Here is a 25,884-nt window from a genome sequence, read left to right on the forward strand (position 1 = left end):
TCCCCGGGGACCCCCTCTGACCTCCGAACCACCTTCCTCACCCGTGTACGGGCGGCAGCCGCCGCTTACATCGACAGGAGACACCTGATGAACACCCGTATCCGCCGTACCGCCGTCACCCTCGCCGCCGCGGCCGTGCTGCCGCTCGCACTGAGCGCCTGCTCCGGCGACGGCGACGGCGGCGACTCCGGAAAGGCGGGCTCTTCCGACAAGGCGTCCGCCTCGGCCTCCGCCCCCGCGTCCACCTCCGCCGCCGACGGCGGGTCCGGCGGCTCCACGGCCTCGATGTCCGACGACCCCTTCGGCCCCGCCTGTTCCTCGGTGCCCAAGGACGGCGCGGGCTCCTTCGCGGGCATGGCGAAGGACCCGGTGGCCACCGCCGCCTCGCACAACCCCGCGCTGTCCACGCTCGTCTCGGCGGTCAAGAAGGCCGGCCTGGTGGACACGCTCAACAACGCGCAGGACATCACCGTGTTCGCGCCGACCAATGACGCCTTCGCCAAGATCCCGAAGGCCACCCTGGACAAGGTCCTCAACGACAAGGAGCAGCTGACGAAGATCCTCACCTACCACGTGGTGGGACAGCGGCTGGCCCCCGCGGACCTGGAGAACGGCTCCTTCACTACCCTGGCGAAGGCGAAGCTGACCACCTCCGGCTCCGGCGAGTCCTACACGGTCAACGATGCCGCCAAGGTCGTCTGCGGCAACGTGAAGACCGCGAACGCGAACGTCTACATCGTCGACACCGTCCTGATGCCCGCCGGCTGACGGCGTCTCCCAGTCCCTCTCTCTCAGGTCCCGGGCGCCGTGCGGCGGTGCCCGGGACTCCGGTCGGCCGCCGTCCGGCGGCGAGGTGTGCACAGGAAGGCGTGAGCGGTGAAGGAGCCCGTGTTCATCGGCGAGCATCCGGCGCGGAAACCGGATCTCGAAGCCGTCGTACAGGCGGTGGCCTGCGGCGACGAGGAGGCCTTCGGGACGCTGTACGACGCGGTCGCGGCCCCCGTGCTGGGGGTGGTGCGGGCGGTGCTGCGGGACGCGGCCCAGTCCGAGGAGGTGGCGCAGGAGGTGCTGGTGGAGGTGTGGCGGACCGCGCCGCGCTACCGGCCCGACCGCGGCACCGTCGTCAACTGGATCCTGACCCTGGCCCACCGCCGCGCCGTGGACCGGGTGCGGTCGGCCGAGGCCGCCGCCGCCCGGGACCACCGGGCGGCCGTGCTGGACCGGGTGCCCGAGTTCGACGAGGTGAGCGAGCAGGTCGAACACCGCCTGGAGCGCGAGCAGGTGCGCCGCTGCCTGCGCACGCTCACCGAACTGCAGCGCCAGTCCGTGACCCTGGCCTACTACCGCGGACTCACCTACCGGGAGGTGGCCGCCCAGTTGTCCGTCCCCCTCGGAACGGTCAAGACCCGCCTGCGCGACGGACTGATCCGGCTGCGCGACTGCCTGGGAGTGAGCGCATGACCACCGAAGCAGAACTGCACACCCTCACCGGCGCCTACGCCCTGCACGCGCTGTCCGACGACGAGCGCGCCGCCTTCGAGGAACATCTCGCGGACTGCCCGGCCTGTGCCGGGGAGGTGGCCGAATTCACCGCCACCGCCGCCCGGCTGGCCGGGGCGCTCGCCCTGCCGCCCGGGCCCGCCATGAAGCGGCGGGTGCTGCAGCGCGTGGCGACGGTCCGGCAGGTCGCGCCGGGCGTGCCCCGGCAGGTTCCGGTCCCGGCGGCCTGGCGGCGGCGGCTGCCCCGGCTGGCGCTCGCCGCCTGCCTCGCCGCCGCGACGGCTTTCGGCGCCGTCGCCGTGCACGAGTACCAGGCGGCCCGCGACGCGACCGCGCAGGCCCGCCAGGCGCGGCGGCTGGCGGACGAGACCGCGGCGGTGCTGACCGCGCCGGACGCGGTCACCCGCAGCACGGTGCTGTCCGGCGGCGCCCGCGCCACCGTCGTCGTATCCCACGACCGCGACCGTGCGGTGCTCGTCGCCGCGGGGATGGCCGCCCCGCCGTCCGGCAAGGTCTACCAGCTCTGGTACGACGTGGACGGCACGATGCGGTCGGCCGGCCTGATGGACGCGGGCCGCACCCGCCAGGCCGTGCTGCTGACGGGCTCGGCGAACGCCGCGAGCGCGGTGGGCGTCACCCTGGAGCCGTCCGGCGGCTCTCCCCGCCCGACCTCCGCCCCCCTCGCCGTCGTCGGTCTGCCCGCCTGACAGCCCGATCGCCTGACCGACCGCCTGCTCGCCGCCCGACAGCCCGACCTGCGCCGGGCCCGGCCGACGGGTCCGGCGCCCGCACGGGCGTTCCCCGGCCGCCCGGCTTCCTGTCACACTGCAACCGCAGTGGCCGAAAACGTGTCTCTGCAGGCGTGCTCCGCCGGACGGATGCGGCGGCTTCGGGGGGTCGGAATGAGTACGTGGGCGGTGCCCGGATACACAGAGTCGCTGGAACTCGGGGCGGGGGCGAGCGGTCGGGTCGTGCTGGCCGTGCACGAGGAGACCGGCATTCCGGTCGCGGTGAAGTACCTCAGTGACTCGCTGCGCACCCGGCCGGGCTTCGTGCACGACTTCAGGGCGGAGGCGCGGCTGCTCGCCGGGCTGGAGAGCCCGCACGTCACCGGCCTGTACGAGTACGTCGAGAGCCCGGACGGCGCGGCCATCGTGATGGAGCTGGTGGACGGCGTCTCGCTGCGCACCCTGCTGAAGCGGAACGCCCCGCTGGAGCCCGAGGCCGCGCTGCTGATCCTCAAGGGGTCGCTGCTCGGCCTGGCCGACGCGCACCGCCTCGGCGTCGTCCACCGCGACTACAAACCCGACAACGTGCTGGTCGCGCCGGACGGCACCTCCAAGCTCGTCGACTTCGGCATCGCGGCGGACGCCGGCACCAGCGCCGGCGCGGCCGGCACCCCCTCCTACATGGCGCCGGAGCAGTGGACCGGCGCGCCCGCCTCCCCGGCCGCCGACGTGTACGCGGCCACCGCCACGTTCTTCGAGTGCCTGACCGGCCGCAAGCCGTACAGCGGCGGCAACCTCGCCGAACTCGCGCTGCAGCACGTCGACGCGCCGGTCCCCGCCGACCAGGTCCCCGAGGCGGTACGGGACCTGGTGCGCCGCGGACTGGCCAAGGACCCGGAGGAACGGCCCACCCACGCCGAACTGTTCGTCACCGAGCTGGAGTCGGCCGCCTGCGCCGCCTACGGCCCCGACTGGGAGGAGCGCGGCCGCGGCCGGCTCGCCGCGCTGGTGGCCCTGCTGCCGCTGCTGCTGCCGTCGGCCCGCGTCCGCCCGCGCACCACCACGGCCACCGCCCGCACGGTGCTCGGCGGTGAGGCGGCCCGGGGCGGCGCGCGGTCGTGGCTGCCCGGCCGGCCGGGGATGCTGGTGTCCGGCGCGGCCCTGGTGCTGGGCGCCGTGCTGGCCTACGGCCTCCAGCCGCAGCCGGCGGCGGACGCGCAGCAGGCCGCGAAGGCCCTGGCCACCACCAGCGCACAGCCCGGCGTGACCGCGACGGGATCCGCCGGCGCGAGCGCGTCGCCCTCCGCGTCGGCGTCCCCGACGTCCTCGGAGTCGTCGGGACCGTCGCCCTCCGACACGGCGGCCTCCGCCTCCGCGTCGGCGTCCGCGACCGACGGGCCCGCGGCGTCCGAGTCCGCGGGTCCGGCCGGCGGGACGTCCGCGCCCGGCGGGTCGACCGCCGGGGCCACGCCGACCACCTCGGCCCCCACCTCGGCCGCGCCCGCCCCCGCCGCGGTCAAGGACGTCGCGGTGTCGGGCTTCGGGCAGACCGGAATGTCCACCGCCACGGCGACCATCGACGTCACCACGGACGGCACGGGGCCGGTCTCCATCACCGTCGTGTGGTTCACGGGCAACGTCCCCGGGCCGCTCGGCGCCCCCGACGGCGCGCCCCAGACGTTCAAGCGCAGCGGCGCCACGCACTACACGATCCCCGTCGCCCACACCTTCCAGAACTCCGGCTGCTACTGGGCGGTGCAGGCCACCACCACGCCGTCCTCCGCCGACGGCGGCGCCTCCCAGCAGCTGCTGACCAGACAATGCGAGCTCCGATGACCGCCGACAGCGACCGCGCTCCCACGCCCGCCGGTGACGGCGAGCCCACCCGGGCACTGGGCCCCGCCGACCCCGAGTACAGCGCCACCGTGCTGGCCAGCCACTGGTTCCAGCGTCCCGAACCGGACGACGGCGCCCTGCCGGCACCAGAGCCGGACGACGTCACGGTCGTCGCGCCGCCGACGGATGCGGACGCCACCCTCGTCGCGCCGCCCGGGGATGCGGACGAGACGGTCGTCGCGCCGCCCGCGGGTGCCGAGGAGACGGTCGTCGCGCCGCCCGCGGACACGGACGAGACGGTCGTCGCGCCGCCCGCGGGTGCCGAGGAGACGGTCGTCGCGCCGCCCGCGGACACGGACGAGACCGTCGTCGCGCCGCCCACAGCCGTACCCGCGTCGACGGACACACCCGACCGCACCGAAGGCACCGTGCTGCGCTTCGGCCCCGGGGTGACCGCGGCCGTCGCGCACCGCACCAGCGTGACCCTGGCCGCCGTACCGCCGCCCCCCGCGCCCCCGCGCCGCCGCCACCGTCTGCGCCGGCACGCCCTGCCCGCGCTGGTGCTGCTGTGCGTCCTCGCCTTCCTCGCCTGGCAGCGGCTCGGCCCGTCCGTCGCGGTGCGCACGGTGGAGGTCGCGTCCCGGCCGACGACGGTCGGGTGCGACGCCACCGCGGATATCGTCGGCGTCGTCACCACGAACGGCCGTCCGGGCACCCTCTCCTACCGCTGGACCCGCAGCGACGGCACCGCCTCGGGCGTCCTGCGCGAGAAGGTCACCCGAGGGCAGCGGCAGGCCCGACTGCACCTGCTGTGGAGCTTCCAGGGCAAGGGCCGCTACGCGGCACGGGCCGAACTGCACATCCTGACCCCGACCGCGCGCACGGTCGCGACCGGCCTCACCTACGACTGCCGGTGAGGGCGTCCACCTCGGCCGCGTAGAGCAGTCCGGGGTCGAACCCCATGCCGGCGAAGTGGCCGGCGAGTTCGAGGGACAGCACGCCGTGCAGCCGGGTCCAGAAGGCCAGCGCCCGGTGCAGGGCGGCGGGCGGCGCGGGGTGGTCGGCCGCCCAGTCCCGGTGGTCGGCGAGGTGCGCGTCGAACGGCGACGCGGGCGGTGTCGCGGGCGCGGGCGTGGGCGACGGTGCGGACTGCGCGGCGCAGGCGTCGAGCAGGACGGCCATGATCTCGGACGCGATCGCGGTGACGTCGGCGGGCGCGTGGTAGCCGGGAACCGGCGTGCCGTAGACGAGCAGATAGCGCTGCGGATCCTCCAGGGCCCAGGCCCGCATCGCGTGCGCGAGCGCGTTCAGCTCCGGGGCGGAGCCCGACCCGGCCCCCGTCCCGGCCCCGGCCGCGGAGCCCGACCCGGCCGCCACGCGGAAGGCGTCGGCGAGGCTGCGGTAGGCGTCCGTGACGAGTTCGGTGATCAGCTCGTCGCGGCCGGCGAAGTACCGGTACAGCGCGGGCCCGCTCATGCCCAGCTGCTTGGCGATCGCGTTCAGGGAGAGCGCGGACGCGCCCGCCGTGGCGATCTGCTCCCACGCACGTTGCTTGATCTCGGCGCGCACCTGCGCGCGGTACCGCTCGCGCGGGGTCCTCGTTCCTGTTTCCGCCACTGCTCCGACCGCCTCTCCACCGTTTAGTTAGAGGCTATCACCAACGCTATTGACCCTCCGCTCCGCGTTGAGTTATAACTTCTAACGAACGCGACGCTGTATAACCCGCACATCGCCCAGCGCCTGGCCCATCGCATGGCCAGGCGGAACGCAGTGGAGGTAGTCATGAACGACGAAGGACTCGTCGAGGTCGTCCTGCCGGGCACGGTGGAGCCCGAGGGGCTCGAGATCCGGCACGGAGCGGTGCCCGTCCCCGGCCGGGGACAGGTCGTGATCCGCATGGAGGCGACCGGGGTCTCCTTCGCCGAGCAGCAGATGCGGCGCGGCCGCTACTACGACCAGCCGCCCTTCCCCTTCGTGCCCGGATACGACCTTGTCGGCACCGTGCAGGCGGCCGGGGAGGGCGTCGAGCGGGACCTGCTCGGCACCCGGGTCGCCGCCCTGGTGAAGGTCGGCGGCTGGGCCAGCCACGTCGTCGTGGACGCCGCGGACACGGTGCGGGTGCCCGACGGCATCGACCCCGCCGAAGCGGAGACCCTGGTGGTCAACGGCGTCACCGCCTGGCAGATGCTGCACCGCAAGGCCCGCGTGCGGGCCGGCGGGACCGTGGTGGTGTACGGCGCCAACGGCGGCGTCGGCTCGGTCCTCGTCCAGCTCGCCCGGGCCGCGGGCGCCACGGTGATCGGCACGGCGTCCGCCCGCCACCACGACGCCCTGCGGGAGAAGGGCGTCCTGCCGGTGGACTACCGCGCCGCGGACGTCGCCGCCCGGATCCGCGCGCTCGCCCCCGGCGGGGTGGACGCCGTCTTCGATCACGTCGGCGGACGGGGCATCGTCGACTCCTGGCGCCTCCTCGCCCCCGGCGGCACGCTCGTGTCGTACGGCACCGCCTCCACCCGCGACGACCAGGGCTCCAAGCAGTGGCCCGTGCTGAAGCTGCTCGGCCGGGTCTGGCTGTGGAACGCCCTGCCCAACCGCCGCCGCGCCTACTTCTTCAACGTCTGGGCCGGGCGCGCCCTGGCCAGGAACCGCTTCCGGGCCCGGCTGCGCGCCGACCTGACCCAGGTCTTCGCCGCGTTGCAGCGCGGGGAGGTCAGCGCCCAGATCGCCGCCCGCCTCCCCCTCACCCGTGCCGCCGACGCCCTGCGGCTGGCCGAGTCGGGCACGGCCGCCGGAAAGGTCGTCCTGAACCCGTGACGCACACCGCCACCCCGACCATCACGCCCCGCCACGGAAGGAACCCCATGCCCCGCCCCGACCGCACCGCCGCACCCACCCCCCGCTCCCGCCGCCGCAAGACCACCGCGCTCACCCTCGCCGTCACCGCTGCCGGTCTCCTGGTGAGCACCACGACCGCGACCGCCGCCCCCGCCCGGCCCGCCGCGGGCAGCGGCCAGGCCGCCCAGTGCCGCGGGCTGGGCGTCGACCCCGCCGCCCGCGTCCGCTACCGCTCCGACATCGTGATCGACGCCCCGCTGAGCACCGTCTGGAAGCTCCAGACCGACGTCGAACGCTGGCCGTCCTGGCAGCCCCCCGTCCTCACCAGCGAACGCCTGGACCCAGGCCTCCTGCGCACCGGCTCCCGCTTCCGCTGGACCACGCCCGCACCCGGCACCACCCTCGACATCACCTCCACCGTCCGCGCCCTGAAGCCGCGCTCCTGCGTCCTGTGGACCGGACCGGCGACCGGTGACGGGCTGCGCATCGACGAGGGCGTCCACCTGTGGACGTTCACCGAGGTCGAAGGCCGCGTGCACGTGCACACCGAGGAGACCTGGGCCGGCGCCCAGATCGAGTCCGACGCCCCCACCGCCACCGCGGCCCTCGGCTCCTCCCTGGAAGCCTGGCTCCAAGCCCTGAAAACCACAGCCGAAAGCCGGCCCCGTCCTGGCGGAATGCACGACGGCGGACAGCGTCACGGTGTGACGCAGGTCACGGGAAGTCGGTCGAAGGCGTCGGACAGCTCATTGAGGTGAGCACTCATCTGCGTACCCGGGTCCGGGCCGGGGAATCGAGCGCGTTCGCCGAGCTGTTCGACAGCTACGCCCGCGCGGTCTACAACCATGCCTTCCGGCTGACCGCCGACTGGTCGGCGGCCGAGGACGTGATGGCCGCGACCTTCATGGAGGCGTGGCGGCTGCGCGACCGGGTCGACCCGGAGGGCGGCTCGCTGCGGCCCTGGCTGCTCGGCATCGCCACCAACACGGCGCGCAACCAGTACCGCAGCAACCGCCGTTACCGGGCGGCGGCCAACGCCGCCGCGGCGGCCGAACTGTCGGTGCCCGACCACGCCGACGAGGTGGCGGGCCGGGTCGACGACCGGCGCCGGCTGGCGACGGCCCTCACCGCGCTGGCCGCGCTGCGCCGGCCGGAACGCGAGGTCATCGCGCTCTGCCTGGGCGAGGGCCTGGACTACGAGGCCGCCGCGGCAGCGCTCGGCATCCCGGTCGGCACGGTCGCCTCCCGGCTCTCCCGGGCCCGCAGAAAACTGCGCGCGCTCGTGCGGGGCCCCGCGGCGCGCGAGAAATCTTCCGCGAAACGGGAAGCCGGCCACGCCGGCAGACAGACAAGAGGCGATCACCCACACACGAGGCGGCCCGCGCAGGAGGGAAACCGATGAACGCGAACACGTCCCGGCAGGAACCGGCCGGGGAGGACAGGGAAGCTCAGCTCCTGTCCTGGACGACGCGTGATCTGCCGACGGGCCGTCACCAGTTCCACAGGGAGCGTCTGATGACCCAGATCCACGACATGCGGCAGCAGGAGCAGCGGGAGCAGCAGGCACGGCAGGAGCAGCGCACCGCATCGGCGGCGCCCGCCAAGCGCCGCCGGATCCGGCTGCCGCGCCCGGCGATCGCCCTGCCCGCCCTCGCGGCGGCCCTGGCCGGCACGGTCGTCGCCGGCATCGTCATGCACGGCGGCGGCGGGACCCGGGACGGCGGCGTGGCCACCGGTCCGGCCCTGACCACGCAGGTCGGCGCGGTCGCCGCCGGCGCGCCCCGGCTCCTCGACCAGATCTCGCTCGCGGCGGCCGACACCTCCCACCCGGAGGTCGCTCCCGGCCAGTACGTCTACATCGAGTCCCGCGCGGCCGACACCTTCCTGAAGACCGTGAACGGCAAGACCAGCCTGGCCAGCCACGCCCTGCACCGCCGCCAGGTGTGGATGTCACCGGACGGCACCAAGGGCTGGCTGATCGACCCCGCCGTCAACGACAGCCCCGAGGGCGAGACCCTGAGCCTGCCCGACGAGCAGGGCAACACCCCGAAGGCCGACCTGAACGCCCCGTCGTACGACTACCTCGCCAAGCTCCCCGTCGACCCCGGCAAGCTGCTGGCCAAGATCTACAAGGAGACCGAGGGCCACGGCAACTCCCCCGACCAGGAGGCGTTCACCACCATCGGCGACCTCCTCGGCGAGAGCTACCCCCCGGCGGACCTCTACCCCGCCCTCTTCAAGGCCGCCGCCAAGATCCCCGGTGTCGTCGTGGTGCGGGACGCGGTCGACGCGGCCGGGCGGCACGGGGTGGCGGTGGCCCGCCTCGACGAGACCAGCGGCCAGCGCGAGGAGTGGATCTTCGACCCGAAGACCCACGTCTTCCTCGGCGAACGCACGGTCCAGGTCCGCCAGAGCTCCGACCCCACGGACGCCCTGATCAAGCCGGGCACGGTCCTGTTCACCTCGGCCATCATGAACAGGTCCGTCGTCGACGGCATCAAGCAGACCCCGAAGACCGACGGCTGACCCCCGCCGTCGGCCCGGACCTGCGCCCCCGGACCGCCCTCCCGCCGGCCGGCGACGGCCCCCGGCAGGCGGGAGACGGCCCCCGACCTCCAGCCCGCACCTCCGGCCCCCGCCGCTATTTGCCGGGTTCGGGCCCGTACCACTGGAGTGCCTGACCGGTGACTGCGGCGATGCACTCGAAGTCCCGGTCGCGGTGCAGCAGCGTCAGCCCCTGCAACTCGGCGGTGGCGGCCACCACCAGGTCGACGGCCCCGGCACTGCGGTGCTGTCCGCGCTGGGTGAGCGTTTCCTGAACCTGCCAGGCACGGTCGTAGGCGCGGTCGTCGACCGGTACCCAGCCGAAAAGCACGCGCAGATCCTCGACGCCTCGCGCACGGTCCGCGGCGGAACGTGCGCTGTGGAGGAACTCCAGCTCTGTGATGGGACACGTGGCTATGAGTCCGGCTGCCGCCGCCTGGTCCCATCCGAACTGCTCGGCATCGCCGCGCAGCAGCCGGGCGAGCGCGCTGGTGTCGATCAGGAACTGGGCGGCGTTCACTTACGGTAGTTCCCCTTGTCCTCAAGGACGTCGAGATCGAAGGCGCCCTCGGCCGCCGCCGCACGGAGGCGGGTGAGCGCCAGCGCCCGCCGCCGGTTCTCCAGCACCTCCCGCAGGGCGGTGTTCACCGTCTCCTTCTTGGTGCTCGTGCCGAGAGCCTTGGCGACATCCGCGACGAGCTGATCGTCGAGATCTATCACGGTGCGAGTCACCGACCCACCTCCATGGATATCAAGTATGCCGCTGAGTATATACGTGGCGGGCAAGGTGAGCGGAGCCGGGCCGCTGGAGTCCGCCCTCCTGGCCCGGCACAGCGACGTGCGGCGACATCCCCGCGCCGGGGGCCTCGGTGGGAACCGTCGGGGACCCCGGCAGACTCTGCATGTTGTAGACGTCTGAAAGGGATGGCCGAAACATGATCACGCTCACCAAGGAAGACGGTCCGGCGGACCTCGACGGAGTGACCCACCTGTCCATCGGCGTGTCCTGGGACCCCACGGCCGGCACCAGCGGCGGTGTACTGGGCAAGCTGCGCCGCAAGCAGGGCACCGACCTGGACCTGATCGCCGTCGCCATGCAGGGCACGGACCCGGTGCGCCTCGCGGGCCTGGACTCGCTGAACCCCATGGGCAACGGCTCGCTGGTCCACAGCGGCGACGACCAGACGGGGCACGGGGACGGCGACGACGAGACGGTGACCGTCGAGTTCGCCAACATACCGCCCCAGATCACGTCGATCGTGTTCGTCGCCGCCGCGTTCAAGAAGGGCAGCTCCTTCCAGAAGGCTCGCAACATCAGTTTCAAGGTCTACGACGCGACGGGCGGAAGCTCGCAGCAGGTCGCCGACATCTGGCCCAGCCTGCTCAGCCAGGACAACGGCTGTGCCGTGGCCAAGGCCGTGCGGCAGGGCGGCGGGTGGAAGCTCGAAGTGATCAACGTGACCGGGAAGATCAAGCAGGGCGACGAACACGCCCTGATGCGCTTCGCCATCAGCAAGTAGCCGCATAACGGGGGTTGGAGTGAGCGAGGCCCTGTACGCCGAGCGGTCGTGGAACCCGCTCTGGCGGCCCGTGGAGCTGACCGAGGACGGGCTGCGCCGGGGCGGCGGGGTCACGCCGTTGGCCGAGCTGAACCTCGGCGCCATGGCCGAGGCGTTCCAGCGCGGGTGCTGGCTCGGCGGCGGCGGCGCGGAACGCCCGCTGGAGTGGTTGCCCGAGGGGACCGGGTTCGTCCCGGTGACCCGCGTGACCGGCACGGCGACGCCGGTGAGGGTCCGTCAGGCCGCCCGGTTCGCCCGCGCGCTGGGCGAGTTGGCGGTACGGCGGTGCGGCGGGCCGGAACAGGTGGCCGCGCTGGCGGAACGGGCGCGGGCCGAGGGCGTACCGCTGTGGATGGCGAGGCGGTCCGCGCCGGGGCCCGCCGGACCGGTCACGGTCGTCGTGGACCGGCGTCTGGTGCGTGTCGACGTGTGGGGGCCCGGCGCTCCCGTCGTACGGATCCGGGCGCCGCACGGATTCCACCGCGACTCGGCCGAGCCGGCCAAGGGCCTGCGGATGACCGTCGGCGAGGTGACCGCACAGCTCGGCCTCAAGAAGAAGCTGCGCAAGTCCAGGAGCTCCGTGGAGGTACGCCTGCCCGGACACCCGGCACATCCCGGACAGCCCGGTGGGTGCTGGACGCTGCGGCGGGAGAACACGGTCAGTTCACGGCTGCTGCGCGACGACCGGAGGGTCGCCCTGCTGACGTGCCCACCGCGCCGGCCCGCACGCGAGCCGGGTGAGGTACTGCTGCCGCTGGCGCCCGTCCGCTACGAGAGCACCGACCCGCTGGACGCCGTGATGGCGCAGGTCTTCTCCGTCGCCTTCGGACTCGGCGACGCGACGGGCCTGGCGCGGTTCCGCTCAGCACAGCGGGACACCGGCGACGAAGGCTGGGACCTCCCCTGGTTCAGCAACCTCGGCAACGGCGGCGACGACAACGAGTCCGGAGCCGCCGACGGCTGGGGCACGGACAGCGGCGACGGCGGCAGTGACGGCGGCGGTGACGGCGGCGGCGGCGGCGACTAGACGAAGTGGGCCGAGGGGTCCGAGCGGCTCGAGCGGTCCGCCTGCCGCGTCGTGGGGCCCTGGTGCTCGTACGGCACCAGGGCCCCGAAGGAAATGCAACACCATCTGTCGGCTCTCTACTGCTTTGCCGACCTTCTCTTTTCCGCTACCCGGCCCAGCAGGGCGGAGCGGGGGATCGCAGCTGCGTGACCGGGGACCACCTTCCATTCCGGGGTCTTGCGGTACCCGGGCCGAGCGCTCTCTCGGTGCTTCTCGGACCGGGCGATCCTGATGGCGTCTGTTCCTCCGTTCCTCTCCGAACCAACCACTGTGTGAACCGGTACTGCTGTCGGCAGCTCCTTCACGTGCGAGCCGCCCAGTGCGGCTCTCAGTCCCGTCACCGTTCTGAGAAGGCTGTGGCTCCGAGGCTCGAGAGCCGCACTGACCTGCGTCTTCTGTACTCAGTCACCCGGCAGTTCGTGTCTGTCGGGTCTCGCTCGACCTTGTCTACGAGAAGAAGCGTACCCACAGCAGAGCCAAAAATCTACTGCGGCAAAGGCAGTTTTCACTCTCCCGGCGGAGGAAGAACCTTGCGGCGCCCGCTCCTCGCCGGTTCGTGGAAGCCGTCTCCTGCCGCGCACGCGGCCGCTTCGGCCCCGAGGGCGGTCCTGGTGCGGGCGGGCCGAATAAGCTCTGCTGTCATGTCGAACCCTGATGAGCTGCTTGTCGCCGTCTCCGCCGCGGTGGAGACCGAGCGAAGCAATCAGATGTCGCTGACCGTGGTCGTCGGCGGCGCCGTCATCACCGGCCGGTTGGCTCCCGAGGCCGTCTGGCGGGAGCGGGTGGCGGAGGTGCTGAAGGACTCGGACCGTCTCGGCCCGTTCTCGAACGTCTTCACCGGCGCTCCCCGAGAAAACCGGCCCGGCCGCGGCGAGGCGCCCACGCATCTGCACTTCCATCTCGCCCGGATCCTGCAGGGAAGCCTCGGCATCCCGGAGACGGGCGGCATGTACCGAGTCGCGATCAAGGACGTCAGCGCATGGACCGTAGGCGATCTCAGCTACTCCGACCGCTGAGACGCTGTTCGGTACCGCCCCCGGTCCAGGCCGACGTCTTACGGGCGGCGAACGGCGACGCGCTGACAGCGGCGGCCCTCGGGCCCCGCAGATGAGCCGCGCGGGCGTGCCCCGCTCCGACAGGGCACGCCCACGCGCGGCAGCCGGTGAGACAGCGGGCTGAGGGCTGAGGGCTGAGCGCCGGGCGCTGACGGCCTGACGCCCTGACGGCTTGCGGGCTGAGCGCCCCGGCTCAGTCGCTCCCGCCCGGCGCCGTCGGCTCGCCGGTCTCGCCGTACATGTCGGCGCGGAGCCGCTCCTTGGCGGCCTCGAGCCGTGTGCCGTAGTCGGGCGCGAAGATTCCGCTCAGCGTCTTGTCCAGGGTTCCCGAGATCGCGTAGATCGGGGACCAGACGGCTCGGTCGCGCATGATTCCCTCGAGGTCGTCGGACGTGAACATCACTTGGTGGAGCCAGTCCGACAGCACGAACGCCTGATCGTGCGTGAGCCGGATGGTGATCGCTTCCTCGTCCACGCCGTCAGCCCCGCTCCGCCGGCAGACGGCGGCTCTGCGTCCGCGTCACCGGACGTGGGCCAGCAAGGTGCGCAGTACGGCGTCCGCGTGTGTCCAGAGCAAGGCTCCCGCGGCGGTGGGGAGCAGGTGCCGGGTCGCCGTCGGGATCATCTGCGCGAGCGATTCACCCAGGTCCGGGGAGTGGACCGGGCTGGTGTCCTGCTGTCCGTACCAGAGGTCGACCGGGACGGTGATGTCGGCGGGGTCGAACGGCCAGCGGCCCATCGCCAGGACGGTGTCGCGGGCGTAGCCTGCCGGGCCCTGGCGGAACGCCTCGTCCAGCGCGCGCCGGAAGGCGTGCCGGAAGACGGAGTCGGTGTAGACGGCCCGGTCCGCCTCGGGGGTCGTCCGGAGGATCAGGTCCCACAGCGCGTCCGCGCTGCCGAACTCGGTGAAGGAGGCCTCAGCGCCGCCAGGGTCGGCTGCGACGGCGTCCACCATGTCCCTCACCTGCGGGTTCAGCGAGCGGGCGAAGCGGGGATGGGCGAGTTCGTCGCTGCCGGACACCACGGCCACCGCGCTCACCAGACCGTTCGCCGCCAGGGCGAGGGCGAACGGCGCCCCCTGCGAGAACCCCACCACCGACGGTGCGTGCAGGGCTCGCTCTTGGACGAAGTGCCGGATGTCGGTGGCCCAGCCGGTCAGGGTCCGGCCGGGGGCCGGGTCGGAGGCGCCGAGGCCGGGCCGGTCCACGCTGACGAGCCGGACACCTGCCGCGTCGACGAGGTCGCCCCCGAAAGCGAGCCACCTGCTGGTGGCCGCCCCCGGGCAGAGCAGCACCGGGGTGCCGTCGGCCGGCCCCCATTCCGCCCAGCCCAGGAGCCGGCCGTCCGGCAGCTCGGTCTGTCCGAGCCGCGCTGGTTCCCGTACGCCGTAGTCCATGATCCGTATTGTCACGTGCCGGCCTTCGGGCTGCCGTCCCTTTTTTCACCGGCCGCGGCAGCGGTCGGCCGCGGGAAGCGGCCGCCGGCAGCGTGCGGGGCCGGGCGAGGAGTTCCGGTATTCCGGCCTCGGCCCGGCCCCGCAGCGGTCATGGCGTGCGGTCCCCGCGCCGGGACCGCAGGCTCGGCGTCAGGGGCAGCTGGGCTGGTTGACGCCGTAGATGATGCGTTTGCCGAGCCCGGGCCACTCGGTGACCGTCCACAACTGGCGGTTCGACCTCATCACGTACAGGTCCTGGAGCCCGACGCCGCCCTGCTGCCACGTGGGCGGCCGGTTGGGCCGGTCCGTCACCAGCCAGCCGAGGTTGTTCTCGCCCCGGCTGCTGTCGAAGTAGTAGCAGCTGCGCGCGCTGCTGGCCGGGTCCTGGTACGAGACGCCGCCCTGCACGTTGGTGACCGGTTGCTTGAAGACTTCCTGCGCGTGGATGGTGTTGCCGGCGGTCCGGGACGTGATGTCGCTCGTCCGCCACCGCGCGAGACGCGAGTCGCACCACACCAGCATCCCGCCCCGGCGCTCGCTGCAGTACTCACCCGTGATGAACTGCCAGCTGGACGCGGACCGGTCCAGGGCGACGTAGTCGTAGCAGGCGCGATTGCCCCTGTTGCAGGCCTGGGGGGACACCCCTCCCGTCCCTGTGGACCACAGACCGACCTCCGGCAGCACGAACCGGCTGCCCGGAGCCCTCGAGTCGTTGGTCCGGCCCAGGTCGAGGATGTTCCGGGTGTCGAACACGAAAAGACCCCTGCGCGGATCCGCGACGTAGAGGAAGTTCTCGTGCCAGACGACGCCGCCCGCGTGCGTCGGCAACGACCTGAACTGCGTCGAGCCGGGCGTGAGTTGCACCAGTTCCACGTGCACGTACCGGGTGGGGTTGCCCGGGACGAGGAAGCTGACCCGGGAACGTGTGGGCGTGCTCTGGTTCGGTGCGTGCCCGTACCACGAGTTGAGAAGGACCCGCCTGCCGTTGACCGTGCCCCCGGGGTGAGCGTCCTCACTGCCGCTCATCCCCTGAGGGGTCCAGGTGGACGACGCGGAGTCCACGCTGTCGAAGCAGTACCAGTCGGCTGCCGCGACCGCGTTGCGCAGTGCTCCGAGCTGGCTGTTGGCCGCGGGGCACCTCCGAGTGGCGGTGTGATCGAGGTTGTTGGCGTTGCTGATCAGCTGCCCCGGGGTGAGCCGCGGGTACGGCAACGCGGGGATGTTCGAGGCGCGGGGGTCGGGATCCCACGTCAGGTGGAAGTCCGGTACGGACGCGGGATCCAGCGTCATCGGCCGGGGCGCGGGGACCGGTGCGGCGGCCGGCCCAGGGGACTGCGTGTGCGCGCCGGCCGGTCCGGCACAGAAGACGAGGGCCAGGGCGGCGACAGCCACCCGGCCCAGCAAGGGGGGAATCACGAGAACTCCTTCTCCACGTCGCGGCCGTCATGGCTGCGAAGCATTGCCCGCCACCGCAGCCCGTGGAACGGCCACGCCGAGAGAACGGACGTGCGTGAGTACGGCGGGTGATGTGTCGGAGAGAGTTTTGACAGCAGACCAGTACTTTCTGACGTGTGTCGCGAACATTCACCCGTAAACAGCAATCGGGAATGGTCGTGGGCGATCAGGGACTGACAGATCGTTACTACGGTGCTTATGATCCTCGGGATGAAGAACTTCTCCTCGTATGGATTGGGGGACTCGTTCGCGCAAGGTGAGTGCTGATGGCACTTCACGTTGCGAACGAGATTCCGGCCCGCCTGTCGATGTGGCAGCGCGTGCGTGAGTACGCCGTGCCACCGTCCATGATCGAGACCGCGACCGCACGGCGTGCGGTCGGCGACTGGGCGGGCGCCTGCGCCGCCGCCCGGATCGACGTCGATCTCGATCTGCGCGCCGTGCGCGACCGCCACGGCACCGACCTCGCCACCCGCCTCCGAGCGGATCTGCGCCGACTGGCACCCGACCTGCTCCGCTGGCACATGCCCCGGATCGCCCCCGACGGGCGGCTCCGGCCCGGCCTCACCGTCTCCCTGGCCCGTTACCGGAGTTCCGGCGCCACGCCCCTGCAGTTGGTGGTGCGGACACCGCCGGCCCGGGCGGACGCCGGACAGCGGATGTCCCTCGCCCTGTGGGAGGGTTCCGGGCCCAGCTCCCCCAGGCACCATCCGCACCCGCGTCCACATCCACGTCCAGATCCGCATCCGCATCCGCACCCCGACCCGCGTTTCCGGCTCGACCTGCACCGGCATCTCTGGGACTCCGGGCGGACCGCCGAACTGGCGCGGCGGTCCGGTGCGACCGGGACACAACCCGCGTCACCGACCGATTGGCCCCGCGCATCCGGTCCGTGGGCGGTGGCGAGGTGGGCCGCCGAAGCCGAGTTGCTGCTGCGGGCCGAGGGACGCCCTCGCGGAGCCTTCACCGTACGGCTCGGTGCGCGCAGCCGCGCCGTGCTCGAACTCGTAGCCCCCGACGACAGCCACGCCCCGACGTTCCGGCTGCTGCCGGAGGCGCTGCCACCGCAGGAGGCCGCGGCGCTTCCGCTGCTGCCGGAGGCGGCGGCCCGGGTCCTCCCGGATCTGGAGCTGCTGCGGACCGGGCTGGTCGCGGCCGAGCGGCTGCATCCGCTCGTCGCCGCGGCACTGACGGCGGCCGGCTCGGCGCCATCGGTCTGCTCGGCACCGCCGGTCGGCTCGGAGCCATCCGTCGGCTCGGCGCCGGTGACCGGCGTCGTCCCCGGGCCCGGCGATCCGCACCGGGTGGAATGCCGGGGCGAGGTCCACCGGATCGCGCTGCGGAACGGGGTACTGACGGCGGTCGATCATGACCCGGTCACACTGCGCCGGGAGGAACTGCTCGTTGCGCTCGGCGGGCCGGCACTGCCGTGCCTGCGGGCGATCGACGCGGTGCACCGCAACCCGGAGGCACTGCCCGCGGTCCGGGAGCGGCTCGGCCACGGTGACGTCGCCGGGGCGCTGGCCGTGGTCGAGGGGCTGCTCGGACCCGATGCGGTCCTGCGCGACGGACCGCTCCGTGAGGAGCTGGAGTCGGCAGCGGCCCGCCGCATCGACCACGGGCTCTTCCGCTCAGGCCTGACCGCTGCGCCCCCCGGTGCCGGTGCCGGTGCCGGTTCCGGTGCGGTGGGAGGCGGGAGCGCCTCGGGCGTGGGACACGCGGAGGCGAACCACCGCCCCCGCCTCGACCGTCGTACGCCTCCCGCGGTGCGCCGCAAGCGGGCCGGCCGGGCGCGCCCGCGCACCGGCCTGGCCTGACCCGACCCGCTGACCCACTGACTGGCGACCCGCTGACCGGCGACCTCGCCGAATTCCGCCTCCGGCACCGCGCGTTCGGCGCCGCATGCTCCCACCACACCCGGGACGGGCCGCCCCCCGTTCCCCTACTCACCCCAGGTGACACACATGACCTACAGCCCCCTCATGCCCGCCCCCGCCCCCGCCCCCGCCCCGGCCCCGGCCGCCGGCACGCAGGCACTCACCCACGCCGACACCTCCGTAACCGGTACCGGACTCGCCGTCGCCGATGACCTCCTGGACCTCCTGCGGACGACCACCACCGAGCCGCGCCCCGACGAACAGCTCGAAGCGCTCACCCTGGCCGTCGCGGCCGACCTGCCCGTGCTGCTCTGGGGCGAGCCGGGCATCGGCAAGACCGCGGCTCTGACGCAGCTCGCCACCTCCCTCGACCTGCCGCTGACGACCGTGATCGCCAGCGTCCACGAGCCGTCCGACTTCTCCGGGCTGCCCATCGTGGGTGACGACCCGGCGGTGCGGGGTGTGCCGATGGCACCGCCGCAGTGGGCGGTGGAGCTCGTGCGGGCCGGACGGGGACTGCTCTTCCTGGACGAACTCTCCACCGCCACCCCGGCGGTGCAGGCCGCACTGCTCCGGGTCGTTCTGGAACGGAGGGTCGGTGAGCTGCGACTGCCGCCGGGGGTACGGATCGTGGCCGCCGCCAATCCGCGCGCCTCGGCGGCGGACGGGTGGGAGCTGAGCCCGCCGCTGGCCAACCGGTTCGTGCATCTGCACTGGGTGCACGACCGGGAGGTGGTGGTGCGCGGGCTGGGCGGGGTCTGGCCCCGCGCGGAGCTGCCCCGGCTGGAGCCGGAGCGACTGCCGGAGGCGGTCGCTTTCGCCCGTCGCGCGGTCTGCGGCTTCCTGGACGCGAGGCCGACGCTGATCCACCGGCTGCCGAGCACCGAGACCCGGCGCGGCGGTGCCTGGCCCTCGCCCCGCAGCTGGGAAGCCGCGCTGACACTGCTCGCCTTCGGTACGGCGGCCTCCGTCTCCCGGGAGGTGCTGGCGCTGCTGGTGCGGGGCGCGGTGGGAGACGGTCCGGGGCTCGAACTCCTCGCCCACATGGACCGGATGGACCTGCCGGACCCCGAATCGCTGCTGGCCGATCCGGCCTCCGCCGAGCTGCCGGTGCGGGGCGATCTGCGTCAGGCGGCGCTGGAGGCGGTGGTGGCCGCCGTCGGTACGCGGCCACAGCGCGAGCGGTGGGAGGCGGGCTGGCAGGTGCTGGTCCGGGCGCTGGAGACCGGCGCCCCCGACCTGCTGGTCGCCCCGGCGAAAGCGCTGGCCGAGCTGCGGCGCGACGACTGGGAGGTGCCGGACGCGGTGGAACGGCTGGCCGCGGTGGTCGGCCTCGCCCAGCGGGCCGACCGGTCGGTGGCCCTGGCCACCGCATCGGCCGAGGCCGGGCGGCGTACGACGGGGACGCGCCGATGACGGGGGCCGCCGAGCGCCCGGTACCGCGCCCGATGCCCCGGCCCGCGCCGCCGCGCCCGGTACGAGCCGCCGTACCGAGACCGCCGGCCGGCCCCGCAGGCCTCGCCGGGCCGACCGGCGGCGGCAGGGCGTCCGGCCCGGGCGGACCGGTCGGCTCCGGCGGGCCGGTCGGCGGGCCCGGGCTCCCGCTGGACATGGAGAAGCTGCTCGCCGCCCGGCTGCACGCGGTGAAGGTCCGCCCCTACCTGGCCGACGCGCTCTTCGCGCTGCACGTGGTGGAGGACCGGTCGGTGCCCACGATGGCCGTGGACGCGCACTGGCGCTGCTACGTGTCGCCCGGCTTCGTGGCGCGCACCCCGGTGGAGGAACTGGCGGGCGTCTGGGTGCACGAGGTCTCCCATCTGCTCCGCGACCACCACGGGCGGGGTGAGCGGTACGCACGCGAGCACGAGGAGCACGGACCGGGCGAGCGGGGCGGGACGGGGGTCGCCCCGGCCGAAGGCTGGGGGAGGCTGCGGCGGAACATCGCCGCCGACTTCGAGATCAACGACGACATCTACGGTGACGGTCTGCCCGTGCCTGCCGGGGCGGTACTGCCGTCGCTGCTGCGGCTGCCCGCCGGGCTGCTGATGGAGGAGTACCTGCGGACCGCGTCGATGTCCGGGCTCACCGCGGACCTGGCCTGGCTGGACTGCGGCAGCGGTGCCGACGGGCAGCACCGGCCGTGGGAGCTGGGGCCCGACGGGGCGCACGGGCTGAGCCGGCAACAGCGGGACGCGGTCCGTTTCCGGGTCGCCGAGGGGATCAAAGGCCGGCCGGGTGACGCGCCGGAAGGGTGGCGACGCTGGGCGGACGAGGCGTTCCATCCACCGCAGCCGTGGCGGCAGTTGCTGGGGGCGGCGGTCCGCTCGGCGGCGGGCGCGCCCGGTGCGGGCGAGAACCACAGCTACCGGCGGCCGTCCCGGCGTTCAGCCGGCGTCCCCGGAGTGGTGCTGCCGAGCCTGCGCCGCACGCCGCCCCGGGTCTGCGTCGTGATCGACACATCGGGGTCGGTGAGCGACGCGGAGCTGGGCAGCGCGCTGCTGGAGGTGGCGGCGATCGCGCGGGCGGTGGGCGGGCGGCGCGACCTGGTCTCGGTGATCTCCTGCGACGCCGCGGCCGGGATCGCCGTCCCGCTCTGCCGCGCCGAGAACATCCCACTGGTCGGCGGCGGGGGAACGGATCTGCGTTCCGGGTTCGCCCGGGCGCTGCGCTCCCGGCCCCGCCCGGACGTGATCGTCGCCCTGACGGACGGCCAGACGCCGTGGCCCTCCGCGCAGCCGCCCTGCCGCACCGTCGTCGGTCTCTTTCCCCGCCCCGCCCACGTCGCCGACGAGGAAGACCCCGACTACGTCCCGGACACCCCACCGCCCTGGGCGCATGTCGTCACCATCGGCTGAGGAGACGATCGAAGGAGACGATCGACGTCTCGCGCGTCCGTAGTACTCGCTCCGCTCACGCGCGGGCCGAAGAGGGAGGGGTTCCGGGATCGCCGGAACTGATCACCTCGGCCACCTCCCTCAGATCGTTGTTCAACTGGTGATCACGCCCGGGCAGCCGGTGCACCCGCGCCTGCGGAATCATCCGGGCGTAGAGGTCGGCATGCGACGGTGGGACGGTCTCGTCCGCGAGTCCGTGGAACACATGCACCCGCGCGCCGTGCGGCAGCCTCGCGCCGAGGTCGCCGGGCAGCTCGAACCCGTCGCCCGGCCAGCCGCCCCGGCCGACGAACGGGACGGCGATCAACAGGACCGCAGCAAGTCCGCGCTCCGGCGGCTGCTCGGCGAGCGCCTGGACGAGGATCGTGCCGCCCACTGAATGGCCGGCCACGACCGCGCCGTCCTCCAGGTCCGCCAACTCGCGCCGGATCGCCGGGCCCCACCGGGCGTGACTCGGGTCGGACTCGTCGGGCATACGCGGGTAGCGGACCTCGTACTCGTCCCCGAGCTCTCGGCTCAGGCTGTCGACCAGCTTGTCGTCCCATTCGTCGTGCACACCCGCGCCACCGCCCTGAATGAAAAGAACCTGCCGAGCCCCTGCCATGACGATCACCCTCCGCCCTCGTAGGAAGCCGTTCCGATACCCGCTGCCGACCGGCGCCAACCCTGTCGGCGTAGCGTTCCATGGGTTTCCGGCACTGCCCTCCTAGGCTGTGGCCTCACGGCCGGGCAGGGAGTGAGGGTGACCGACCAACTCATCGAGCATGAATTCACACCGGCGCGCGGGGGAGCCGACCGGTGGCGATTTCGTCTGAGTCTCACGGACAGAATCGCACTTCAGGCTTATCTGTTCTTCCATGCAGCGGTATGGGTCATCTTATATGCCACTGGATGGCTGTTCCCCGACAGCGGCAAACCTGTTCATGCCCTCCCGATCCTGCCCCGCTGGGCGCAATGGGATACCGCCCTTTTCATCGGCATCGCCAAAGACGGTTATTTCCCGAACGGTGCGCTCGCCAAGGACGCTCGTGAGGCATTCCTTCCCGGCCTTCCGCTGTTGTTGCGCTGCGTCCATTCGGTCATCCCCGAGTGGCGCGTGGACGGACTGCTCGTCTCCTTCTTGGCCGGGGGTGTTGCCGCGCTGGCTCTGAGCCGCGTTGCGCAGGCCACGCTGCCAGGGCAAGAAGTGGGGCCGCGTTCCGTATTCTTCTTGCTGGCATCTCCTGGTGCGGTCTTCCTGGCGGCAGGCTATTCGGAATCGCTGTTTCTCTCGCTGGCACTTCCCGCATGGCTCGCGGCCAAGAAGGACAACTGGCGCCTTGCCGCCGCACTGGCCTGCGCGGCCGGTGCCGTTCGCGTGAACGGACTTTTCCTCGCGGCGGCCATGATGGTGCAATTCGCAATGTCCGGGAAGGCGCGCAGCCAAGCACGCCTTCTGCCGTGGCTTGCCCTTCCGTTCATCCCCATGCTCGCCTACACGTGTTATCTGTACGCGCACACAGGTGACTGGCTGGCCTGGAAACATGCCCAGGAGCGTGGTTGGTACCGCGGTTTTCACGACCCCTGGCAGACTTGGTGCAACACATGGAAGGCGGCCTTCTCACATACTCAGTCGGCGCCCTACGCATTCATGTTCCAACTGGAACTCGTGGCTGTGGCGGCAGGAATCCTGCTGCTCGTCGTGCTGATGAGGCGACGTCTCTGGCCCGAGGTCACTTACGTAGGCTTGAGCCTGTCGGCGCTCGGCACCTCCTACTGGTACATGTCCGTCCCCCGGGCTTCCCTCCTCTGGTGGCCGCTGTGGACTTTCCTGGCAGCGTGGAGCGTGCGGCGCCCATGGGTGAAGAGCGCATATGTTTCCGTCGCCCTTCCACTGATGACGCTCATCACCGTCACCTTCACTTCGGGACGGTGGGCCGGGTAACACTCCCCGGGCCCGCTCCGGACGGCGCGTCACTTCTTGGGGGCGCAGTCGTAGAGGGTGAAGGTGCCGTTGGTGCGGAGGCCGTAGGCGGTGGGGCGGATGGGGGTGCAGTGGGACTTCACCCAGGTGGTGGCGGGAGTGGTGGGGCGCTGGGTGGTGAGCAGCGCGTAGCGAAGCTGGTGGGCGGTGACGAGGCTGCCGAGCTGCTGGGCGGTCGGGAAGGGGGTGCCGCCGGTGAAGCCGCCCATGACGAGGATGGGCTCGGACTTCGCGCGCAGCAGGGGCTCGGCGGTGTAGGCGGCCTGGGTGGCGAGCAGGTACTTCTCGCCGTGGCGGTGCGCGGTGAGGTAGGCGAGCAGGGCGGTGTCGCGTGCGTTGGGCCGGTCGAGCCCTCTTCTCCGCGGGGCGCGATGAGGATGCTCGTTGTACGACTTGCCCACCGGACCGGCCATCGGCGAGGTGGTGGCGCCCGCGTAGAGCGGGTCGAGGCTGGAGACGGCCCAGCCGGCCGGTACGACCAGGGTGGCCGCGATCCCGGCGGCCAGAGCGGCGTTGATCAACCGCGGGGAGGTGCGCGGCCCGCGGCTCCACAGGCCCACCACGCCGCACAGCGCGAGCATCACGGCGACCGGGAGCAGCCAGGAGACGAATCGGGTCGGCCAGTCGAGCACCAGTGCCCACGCCGCCGTCAGCGCGATCGCCGCCGGCAGCACCAGGTGCCGCCGGTCGGCCGCCTCCTGCTCCACCGCCGGCTCCCACTGGTACTTCGCCTCGTAGTCCGAGCGGAAGAGGGCGAGGCCGCCACCGGCCAGCGCGGCGAGCGCCGGGGCTATGACGGCCGTGTAGTAGGCGTGGTTGCCGTTGGAGACGCTGAACACCACGGTGTGCACGGCCAGCCAGCCACCCCACAACAGGAATCCCGCGCGCTGCGGGTCGGTTCGCGGCCGCCCGGCGTGCCGGACGACGCCCAGGACCGTGGCGAGCACGGCGAGCGGCAGGAACCAGGCGACCTGCGGGCCGACCGTGTGGTTGATCAGCATGTCCCAGCCGGTGTTGCCGGTGGTGCGGCTGGCGGCGGTCCCCGCGACGGCGCCGAACGCGGTGGGATCGCTGCCGAAGCGGCTCAGGCCGTTGTAGCCGAAGACCAGGGCGAACGGATCGTTGTGGGACGTCCCGTCGAGGTACGGGCGGTCGGCGGCCGGTGTCACCCAGGCGATCAGGATCCAGAAGCAGGAGACCGTCAGCGCGACCACGCCGGCCACCAGGACACGCAGAGCCCGCTTCAACGGCGTACCGGGCGCGACGAATTGGTACACCACGGCGAAGACCGGCAGCACCAGCCACGCCTGCAGCATCTTCGCCTGGAAGGCGAGCCCGACCCAGATCCCGCAGGTGATCAGCGGCAGCAGCCGCTCGGTGCGCACCGCCTTCTGCAGCGCGCCGGCGGCAGCCACCAGGAGCAGAGTGAGCGCGGTGTCCGGGATGGTGGCACGGTTCAGCGCCACGGTGACCGGGGTGAGCGCGAGCACCAGCGCGGCGATCAGCGCGGCGAACGGACCGGCCCAGGCCCGGACGATCCGGTGCAACAGCCATACGGTGAGCACGCCCTCGACGACCTGCGGAAGCGCGGCCGCCCAGGTGTGCGGGCCGAAGATCCAGACGGAGACGGCGTCGGGCCAGAAGGCGCCGGGCAGCTTGTCGATGCTGATCGAGCCGGCGGTGTCGAGCCCGCCGAAGAAGAACGCGCGCCAGCTACCCGCCATCGAGCGTATCGCCGCACCGTAGAAGGGGTGGAGCGCGGCGTGCCCGATGCCCCAGGAGTACAGCACCGTGGCGACGGCCAGCACCGCGGCGAGGGCCGGGCGCTCCCAGCGCGGGGCGTCCTTCGGCCGGCCGGGGCGGCGGTTCGCCGCCCGATGGCCTCGCGGCGCTCCGGTGGCCTGGGCGGCGGGGGTGGCGGTCATGACAGTGGTCCTCGGATCAGCAGGTCAGATGAAGCGGCGGTGCACACGCGGCGGAGTCACGGACGACGCCGGCACGGACGGCGCCGTCACACGCGGCGGAGTCACAGGCGGCGGGCCGCCCGGAAGCCGCGGGCGTAGAAGTCGGTGCCGTCCAGCAGCGCGTGGCCGGACAGGTCACCCAGGGTCGGGCCGTTGGCGGCGGAGCGGCTGGAGTAGAAGCGGTGCCGGCCCCGGTCGTCGAGGCCCATGTACATGCCGACGTGGTCGATGAAGTCGGGCCGGCCCTTGATGATGGCGAAGAAGACCAGATCGCCGGGTTGCAGGGCGTCCAGATCGGTGGCCTGCCGCGTGCCGGTGTGGGGGATCACCGTGCGGCCGGGACCGTAGGCGGCGATGGCGTAGGCGCGGCGCGGCAGACCGGCGCCCTTGGTGTTGGTGTTGTGCAGGGGGATGCCCATGCGGTAGCCCCACACCAGACGCTGGAAGCCGGAGCAGTCGACATCGCCGTAGCGGGCCTTCTCCGGCTGCGCGCGCGTGCCGTCCGGGAAGGTCCACTCGACGCCCAGATAGTCGTAGAAGTCGGACTTTTCGTCGTAGTAGGCGAAGTCCAGCGGGTTGTCGACCGCGGCGTTGCGCGGGCCGAAGTGCGCGGTGCCCGCGTAGCGCACGCCGTCGGCGTTGCGCTTGTCGGGCGCCCCGGCGCTGCTGTACTGGAACGCCACCGCGAAGACGTCCGGGCTGCTGTCGCCGAGCGTCTTGCGGAACCAGCCGGTGAACCAGGCGGACTTCTCCATGCCCCGCTGCCACGCGTGCGGCAGCACCCGCACCCAGGCGTCCGTGGTCACCTTGGCCTCGGTGGTCCGCGGCTCGCTGAAGGTGCGGGTGGGACCGGTGAGTACGGCCGTACGGGCGCCGTCGGTGAAAGTGGCGAGCGTCCCGCCGTCGGCGGCGCGGACCACGGTGCGGTCCGGGGCGGTCAGCCGTTCGAAGGTGTGCGGCCCGGTGGACCGGGCGCTCCCGCCGGAGCCCGTGCCGTCGGCCGCACCGTCACGGTCGTCGTCGTTCCCGAGGCGATTCCAGGCGTACCCGCCCACCGCCCCGGCGGCCACCACGCCCGCGATCGTCCGGAACACGGCGCGGCGAGCCGGGCGGCTTCGCCTGTCGGCGGGGTCGGAGTGCATGGGCCGATCCTCCTGTAACTGTGAGGTGAGC

At 72.8% G+C, this 25,884-nt stretch carries 25 protein-coding genes; 16 read left to right on the forward strand and 9 right to left on the reverse strand.

The features are described 5' to 3' along the window. Positions 1–87: 87 nt before the first annotated feature. The 5 genes from ACZ5GT_RS01130 (at position 88) to ACZ5GT_RS01150 (ending at position 4,981) form a co-directional block, all read left to right on the forward strand. On the forward strand, positions 88–768 hold the full coding sequence (locus ACZ5GT_RS01130; protein ID WP_469012202.1) for a fasciclin domain-containing protein: 681 nt from the start codon (positions 88–90) through the stop codon (positions 766–768). Between the two features lie 108 nt (positions 769–876). Next, entirely contained in the window at positions 877–1,461 is a 585-nt protein-coding gene (gene sigK / locus ACZ5GT_RS01135) for an ECF RNA polymerase sigma factor SigK (protein ID WP_469012206.1), read from the forward strand. After that, on the forward strand, positions 1,458–2,207 hold the full coding sequence (locus ACZ5GT_RS01140; RefSeq protein WP_469012210.1) for an anti-sigma factor: 750 nt from the start codon (positions 1,458–1,460) through the stop codon (positions 2,205–2,207). The genes sigK and ACZ5GT_RS01140 overlap by 4 nt, the downstream gene beginning before the upstream one ends. Before the next feature lie 195 nt (positions 2,208–2,402). Next, the gene (locus ACZ5GT_RS01145; RefSeq protein ID WP_469012213.1) at positions 2,403–4,064 is read left to right on the forward strand and encodes a serine/threonine-protein kinase; all 1,662 of its coding nucleotides are present in this window, start codon (positions 2,403–2,405) and stop codon (positions 4,062–4,064) included. Continuing rightward, positions 4,061–4,981, forward strand: a complete 921-nt coding sequence (locus ACZ5GT_RS01150; protein ID WP_469012215.1) for a hypothetical protein — start codon at positions 4,061–4,063, stop codon at positions 4,979–4,981. The genes ACZ5GT_RS01145 and ACZ5GT_RS01150 overlap by 4 nt, the downstream gene beginning before the upstream one ends. Here the strand turns inward: ACZ5GT_RS01150 and ACZ5GT_RS01155 are convergent. Then, complete coding sequence (locus ACZ5GT_RS01155; protein WP_469012220.1) at positions 4,962–5,681, reverse strand: TetR/AcrR family transcriptional regulator; 720 nt, start codon at positions 5,679–5,681, stop codon at positions 4,962–4,964. The genes ACZ5GT_RS01150 and ACZ5GT_RS01155 overlap by 20 nt on opposite strands. Before the next feature lie 165 nt (positions 5,682–5,846). Here ACZ5GT_RS01155 and ACZ5GT_RS01160 point away from each other — a divergent pair, with 165 nt between their 5' ends. From ACZ5GT_RS01160 to ACZ5GT_RS01175, 4 genes are read left to right on the forward strand one after another with little or no spacing between them, the layout of a single operon-like run. Next, on the forward strand, positions 5,847–6,878 hold the full coding sequence (locus ACZ5GT_RS01160) for a medium chain dehydrogenase/reductase family protein (RefSeq protein WP_469012224.1): 1,032 nt from the start codon (positions 5,847–5,849) through the stop codon (positions 6,876–6,878). Positions 6,879–6,925: 47 nt separating this feature from the next. Then, on the forward strand, positions 6,926–7,657 hold the full coding sequence (locus ACZ5GT_RS01165) for an SRPBCC family protein (RefSeq protein WP_469012226.1): 732 nt from the start codon (positions 6,926–6,928) through the stop codon (positions 7,655–7,657). Next, positions 7,654–8,301, forward strand: coding sequence for an RNA polymerase sigma factor (locus tag ACZ5GT_RS01170; RefSeq protein WP_469012230.1), 648 nt, complete (start codon positions 7,654–7,656; stop codon positions 8,299–8,301). The genes ACZ5GT_RS01165 and ACZ5GT_RS01170 overlap by 4 nt, the downstream gene beginning before the upstream one ends. Then, entirely contained in the window at positions 8,298–9,425 is a 1,128-nt protein-coding gene (locus tag ACZ5GT_RS01175) for a CU044_5270 family protein (protein ID WP_469012233.1), read from the forward strand. Before ACZ5GT_RS01170 ends, ACZ5GT_RS01175 begins: the two co-directional genes overlap by 4 nt. A gap of 115 nt (positions 9,426–9,540) precedes the next feature. Here ACZ5GT_RS01175 and ACZ5GT_RS01180 read toward each other — a convergent pair whose 3' ends face one another. Together ACZ5GT_RS01180 and ACZ5GT_RS01185 are read right to left on the reverse strand one after the other, a co-directional pair. Further along, positions 9,541–9,963: a PIN domain-containing protein gene (locus tag ACZ5GT_RS01180; RefSeq protein WP_469012235.1), complete on the reverse strand. Its 423-nt coding sequence runs from the start codon at positions 9,961–9,963 to the stop codon at positions 9,541–9,543. Next, positions 9,960–10,175: a type II toxin-antitoxin system VapB family antitoxin gene (locus ACZ5GT_RS01185; RefSeq protein WP_469012238.1), complete on the reverse strand. Its 216-nt coding sequence runs from the start codon at positions 10,173–10,175 to the stop codon at positions 9,960–9,962. The genes ACZ5GT_RS01180 and ACZ5GT_RS01185 overlap by 4 nt, the downstream gene beginning before the upstream one ends. A 203-nt stretch (positions 10,176–10,378) precedes the next feature. On the opposite strand from ACZ5GT_RS01185, the gene ACZ5GT_RS01190 reads away from it, so the two are divergent. The 3 genes from ACZ5GT_RS01190 (at position 10,379) to ACZ5GT_RS01200 (ending at position 13,084) form a co-directional block, all read left to right on the forward strand. Next, the gene (locus ACZ5GT_RS01190) at positions 10,379–10,963 is read left to right on the forward strand and encodes a TerD family protein (RefSeq protein WP_469012241.1); all 585 of its coding nucleotides are present in this window, start codon (positions 10,379–10,381) and stop codon (positions 10,961–10,963) included. A 19-nt stretch (positions 10,964–10,982) separates the two neighbouring features. Continuing rightward, positions 10,983–12,029: a hypothetical protein gene (locus ACZ5GT_RS01195; RefSeq protein WP_469012245.1), complete on the forward strand. Its 1,047-nt coding sequence runs from the start codon at positions 10,983–10,985 to the stop codon at positions 12,027–12,029. 680 nt (positions 12,030–12,709) lie between these two features. Next, entirely contained in the window at positions 12,710–13,084 is a 375-nt protein-coding gene (locus ACZ5GT_RS01200) for a hypothetical protein (protein WP_469012248.1), read from the forward strand. Between the two features lie 232 nt (positions 13,085–13,316). Here the strand turns inward: ACZ5GT_RS01200 and ACZ5GT_RS01205 are convergent, their stop codons facing one another. The 3 genes from ACZ5GT_RS01205 to ACZ5GT_RS01215 all read right to left on the reverse strand — a co-directional run bounded on the left by ACZ5GT_RS01205 (position 13,317) and on the right by ACZ5GT_RS01215 (position 15,974). Beyond that, complete coding sequence (locus ACZ5GT_RS01205; RefSeq protein WP_469012250.1) at positions 13,317–13,598, reverse strand: hypothetical protein; 282 nt, start codon at positions 13,596–13,598, stop codon at positions 13,317–13,319. 45 nt (positions 13,599–13,643) lie between these two features. Next, positions 13,644–14,519 carry an alpha/beta fold hydrolase gene (locus ACZ5GT_RS01210; protein ID WP_469012253.1) on the reverse strand — a complete coding sequence of 292 codons (876 nt, stop codon included), beginning with the start codon at positions 14,517–14,519 and terminating at the stop codon, positions 13,644–13,646. A gap of 189 nt (positions 14,520–14,708) precedes the next feature. Continuing rightward, the gene (locus tag ACZ5GT_RS01215) at positions 14,709–15,974 is read right to left on the reverse strand and encodes a hypothetical protein (RefSeq protein ID WP_469012256.1); all 1,266 of its coding nucleotides are present in this window, start codon (positions 15,972–15,974) and stop codon (positions 14,709–14,711) included. A 305-nt stretch (positions 15,975–16,279) separates the two neighbouring features. Here ACZ5GT_RS01215 and ACZ5GT_RS01220 point away from each other — a divergent pair, with 305 nt between their 5' ends. The 3 genes from ACZ5GT_RS01220 (at position 16,280) to ACZ5GT_RS01230 (ending at position 20,745) form a co-directional block, all read left to right on the forward strand. Then, positions 16,280–17,830 carry a serine/threonine-protein kinase gene (locus ACZ5GT_RS01220; RefSeq protein ID WP_469012258.1) on the forward strand — a complete coding sequence of 517 codons (1,551 nt, stop codon included), beginning with the start codon at positions 16,280–16,282 and terminating at the stop codon, positions 17,828–17,830. A 165-nt stretch (positions 17,831–17,995) separates the two neighbouring features. Beyond that, entirely contained in the window at positions 17,996–19,306 is a 1,311-nt protein-coding gene (locus ACZ5GT_RS01225; RefSeq protein WP_469012448.1) for an AAA family ATPase, read from the forward strand. A gap of 194 nt (positions 19,307–19,500) precedes the next feature. Further along, positions 19,501–20,745, forward strand: a complete 1,245-nt coding sequence (locus ACZ5GT_RS01230; RefSeq protein WP_469012261.1) for a vWA domain-containing protein — start codon at positions 19,501–19,503, stop codon at positions 20,743–20,745. A gap of 55 nt (positions 20,746–20,800) precedes the next feature. On the opposite strand, the gene ACZ5GT_RS01235 is transcribed toward ACZ5GT_RS01230, so the two are convergent. After that, positions 20,801–21,340: an alpha/beta hydrolase gene (locus ACZ5GT_RS01235; protein ID WP_469012264.1), complete on the reverse strand. Its 540-nt coding sequence runs from the start codon at positions 21,338–21,340 to the stop codon at positions 20,801–20,803. A gap of 186 nt (positions 21,341–21,526) precedes the next feature. Between ACZ5GT_RS01235 and ACZ5GT_RS01240 the strand changes: the two genes are divergently transcribed. Then, the gene (locus ACZ5GT_RS01240) at positions 21,527–22,708 is read left to right on the forward strand and encodes a mannosyltransferase family protein (protein ID WP_469012267.1); all 1,182 of its coding nucleotides are present in this window, start codon (positions 21,527–21,529) and stop codon (positions 22,706–22,708) included. Positions 22,709–22,737: 29 nt separating this feature from the next. Here ACZ5GT_RS01240 and ACZ5GT_RS01245 read toward each other — a convergent pair whose 3' ends face one another. Both ACZ5GT_RS01245 and ACZ5GT_RS01250 read right to left on the reverse strand, forming a co-directional pair. Further along, positions 22,738–24,672, reverse strand: coding sequence for an ArnT family glycosyltransferase (locus ACZ5GT_RS01245; protein WP_469012270.1), 1,935 nt, complete (start codon positions 24,670–24,672; stop codon positions 22,738–22,740). 101 nt (positions 24,673–24,773) lie between these two features. Then, positions 24,774–25,853: an NlpC/P60 family protein gene (locus ACZ5GT_RS01250; protein WP_469012274.1), complete on the reverse strand. Its 1,080-nt coding sequence runs from the start codon at positions 25,851–25,853 to the stop codon at positions 24,774–24,776. Positions 25,854–25,884 lie beyond the last annotated feature (31 nt).

It is taken from the genome of Streptomyces sp. NPDC031340 (assembly GCF_055569945.1).

Excerpts from the sequence above, each read along its gene's own strand:
- ACZ5GT_RS01140 (WP_469012210.1), top strand. The coding sequence starts at position 1,458 with ATGACCACCGAAGCAGAACTGCACACCCTCACCGGCGCCTACGCCCTG.
- ACZ5GT_RS01165 (WP_469012226.1), top strand. The coding sequence starts at position 6,926 with ATGCCCCGCCCCGACCGCACCGCCGCACCCACCCCCCGCTCCCGCCGC.
- ACZ5GT_RS01200 (WP_469012248.1), top strand. The coding sequence starts at position 12,710 with ATGTCGAACCCTGATGAGCTGCTTGTCGCCGTCTCCGCCGCGGTGGAG.
- ACZ5GT_RS01230 (WP_469012261.1), top strand. The coding sequence starts at position 19,501 with ATGGAGAAGCTGCTCGCCGCCCGGCTGCACGCGGTGAAGGTCCGCCCC.
- ACZ5GT_RS01250 (WP_469012274.1), bottom strand. The coding sequence starts at position 25,853 with ATGCACTCCGACCCCGCCGACAGGCGAAGCCGCCCGGCTCGCCGCGCC.
- ACZ5GT_RS01175 (WP_469012233.1), top strand. The coding sequence starts at position 8,298 with ATGAACGCGAACACGTCCCGGCAGGAACCGGCCGGGGAGGACAGGGAA.
- ACZ5GT_RS01220 (WP_469012258.1), top strand. The coding sequence starts at position 16,280 with ATGGCACTTCACGTTGCGAACGAGATTCCGGCCCGCCTGTCGATGTGG.
- ACZ5GT_RS01210 (WP_469012253.1), bottom strand. The coding sequence starts at position 14,519 with ATGGACTACGGCGTACGGGAACCAGCGCGGCTCGGACAGACCGAGCTG.
- ACZ5GT_RS01225 (WP_469012448.1), top strand. The coding sequence starts at position 17,996 with ATGCCCGCCCCCGCCCCCGCCCCCGCCCCGGCCCCGGCCGCCGGCACG.
- ACZ5GT_RS01130 (WP_469012202.1), top strand. The coding sequence starts at position 88 with ATGAACACCCGTATCCGCCGTACCGCCGTCACCCTCGCCGCCGCGGCC.
- ACZ5GT_RS01145 (WP_469012213.1), top strand. The coding sequence starts at position 2,403 with ATGAGTACGTGGGCGGTGCCCGGATACACAGAGTCGCTGGAACTCGGG.
- ACZ5GT_RS01190 (WP_469012241.1), top strand. The coding sequence starts at position 10,379 with ATGATCACGCTCACCAAGGAAGACGGTCCGGCGGACCTCGACGGAGTG.
- ACZ5GT_RS01245 (WP_469012270.1), bottom strand. The coding sequence starts at position 24,672 with ATGACCGCCACCCCCGCCGCCCAGGCCACCGGAGCGCCGCGAGGCCAT.
- ACZ5GT_RS01160 (WP_469012224.1), top strand. The coding sequence starts at position 5,847 with ATGAACGACGAAGGACTCGTCGAGGTCGTCCTGCCGGGCACGGTGGAG.
- ACZ5GT_RS01150 (WP_469012215.1), top strand. The coding sequence starts at position 4,061 with ATGACCGCCGACAGCGACCGCGCTCCCACGCCCGCCGGTGACGGCGAG.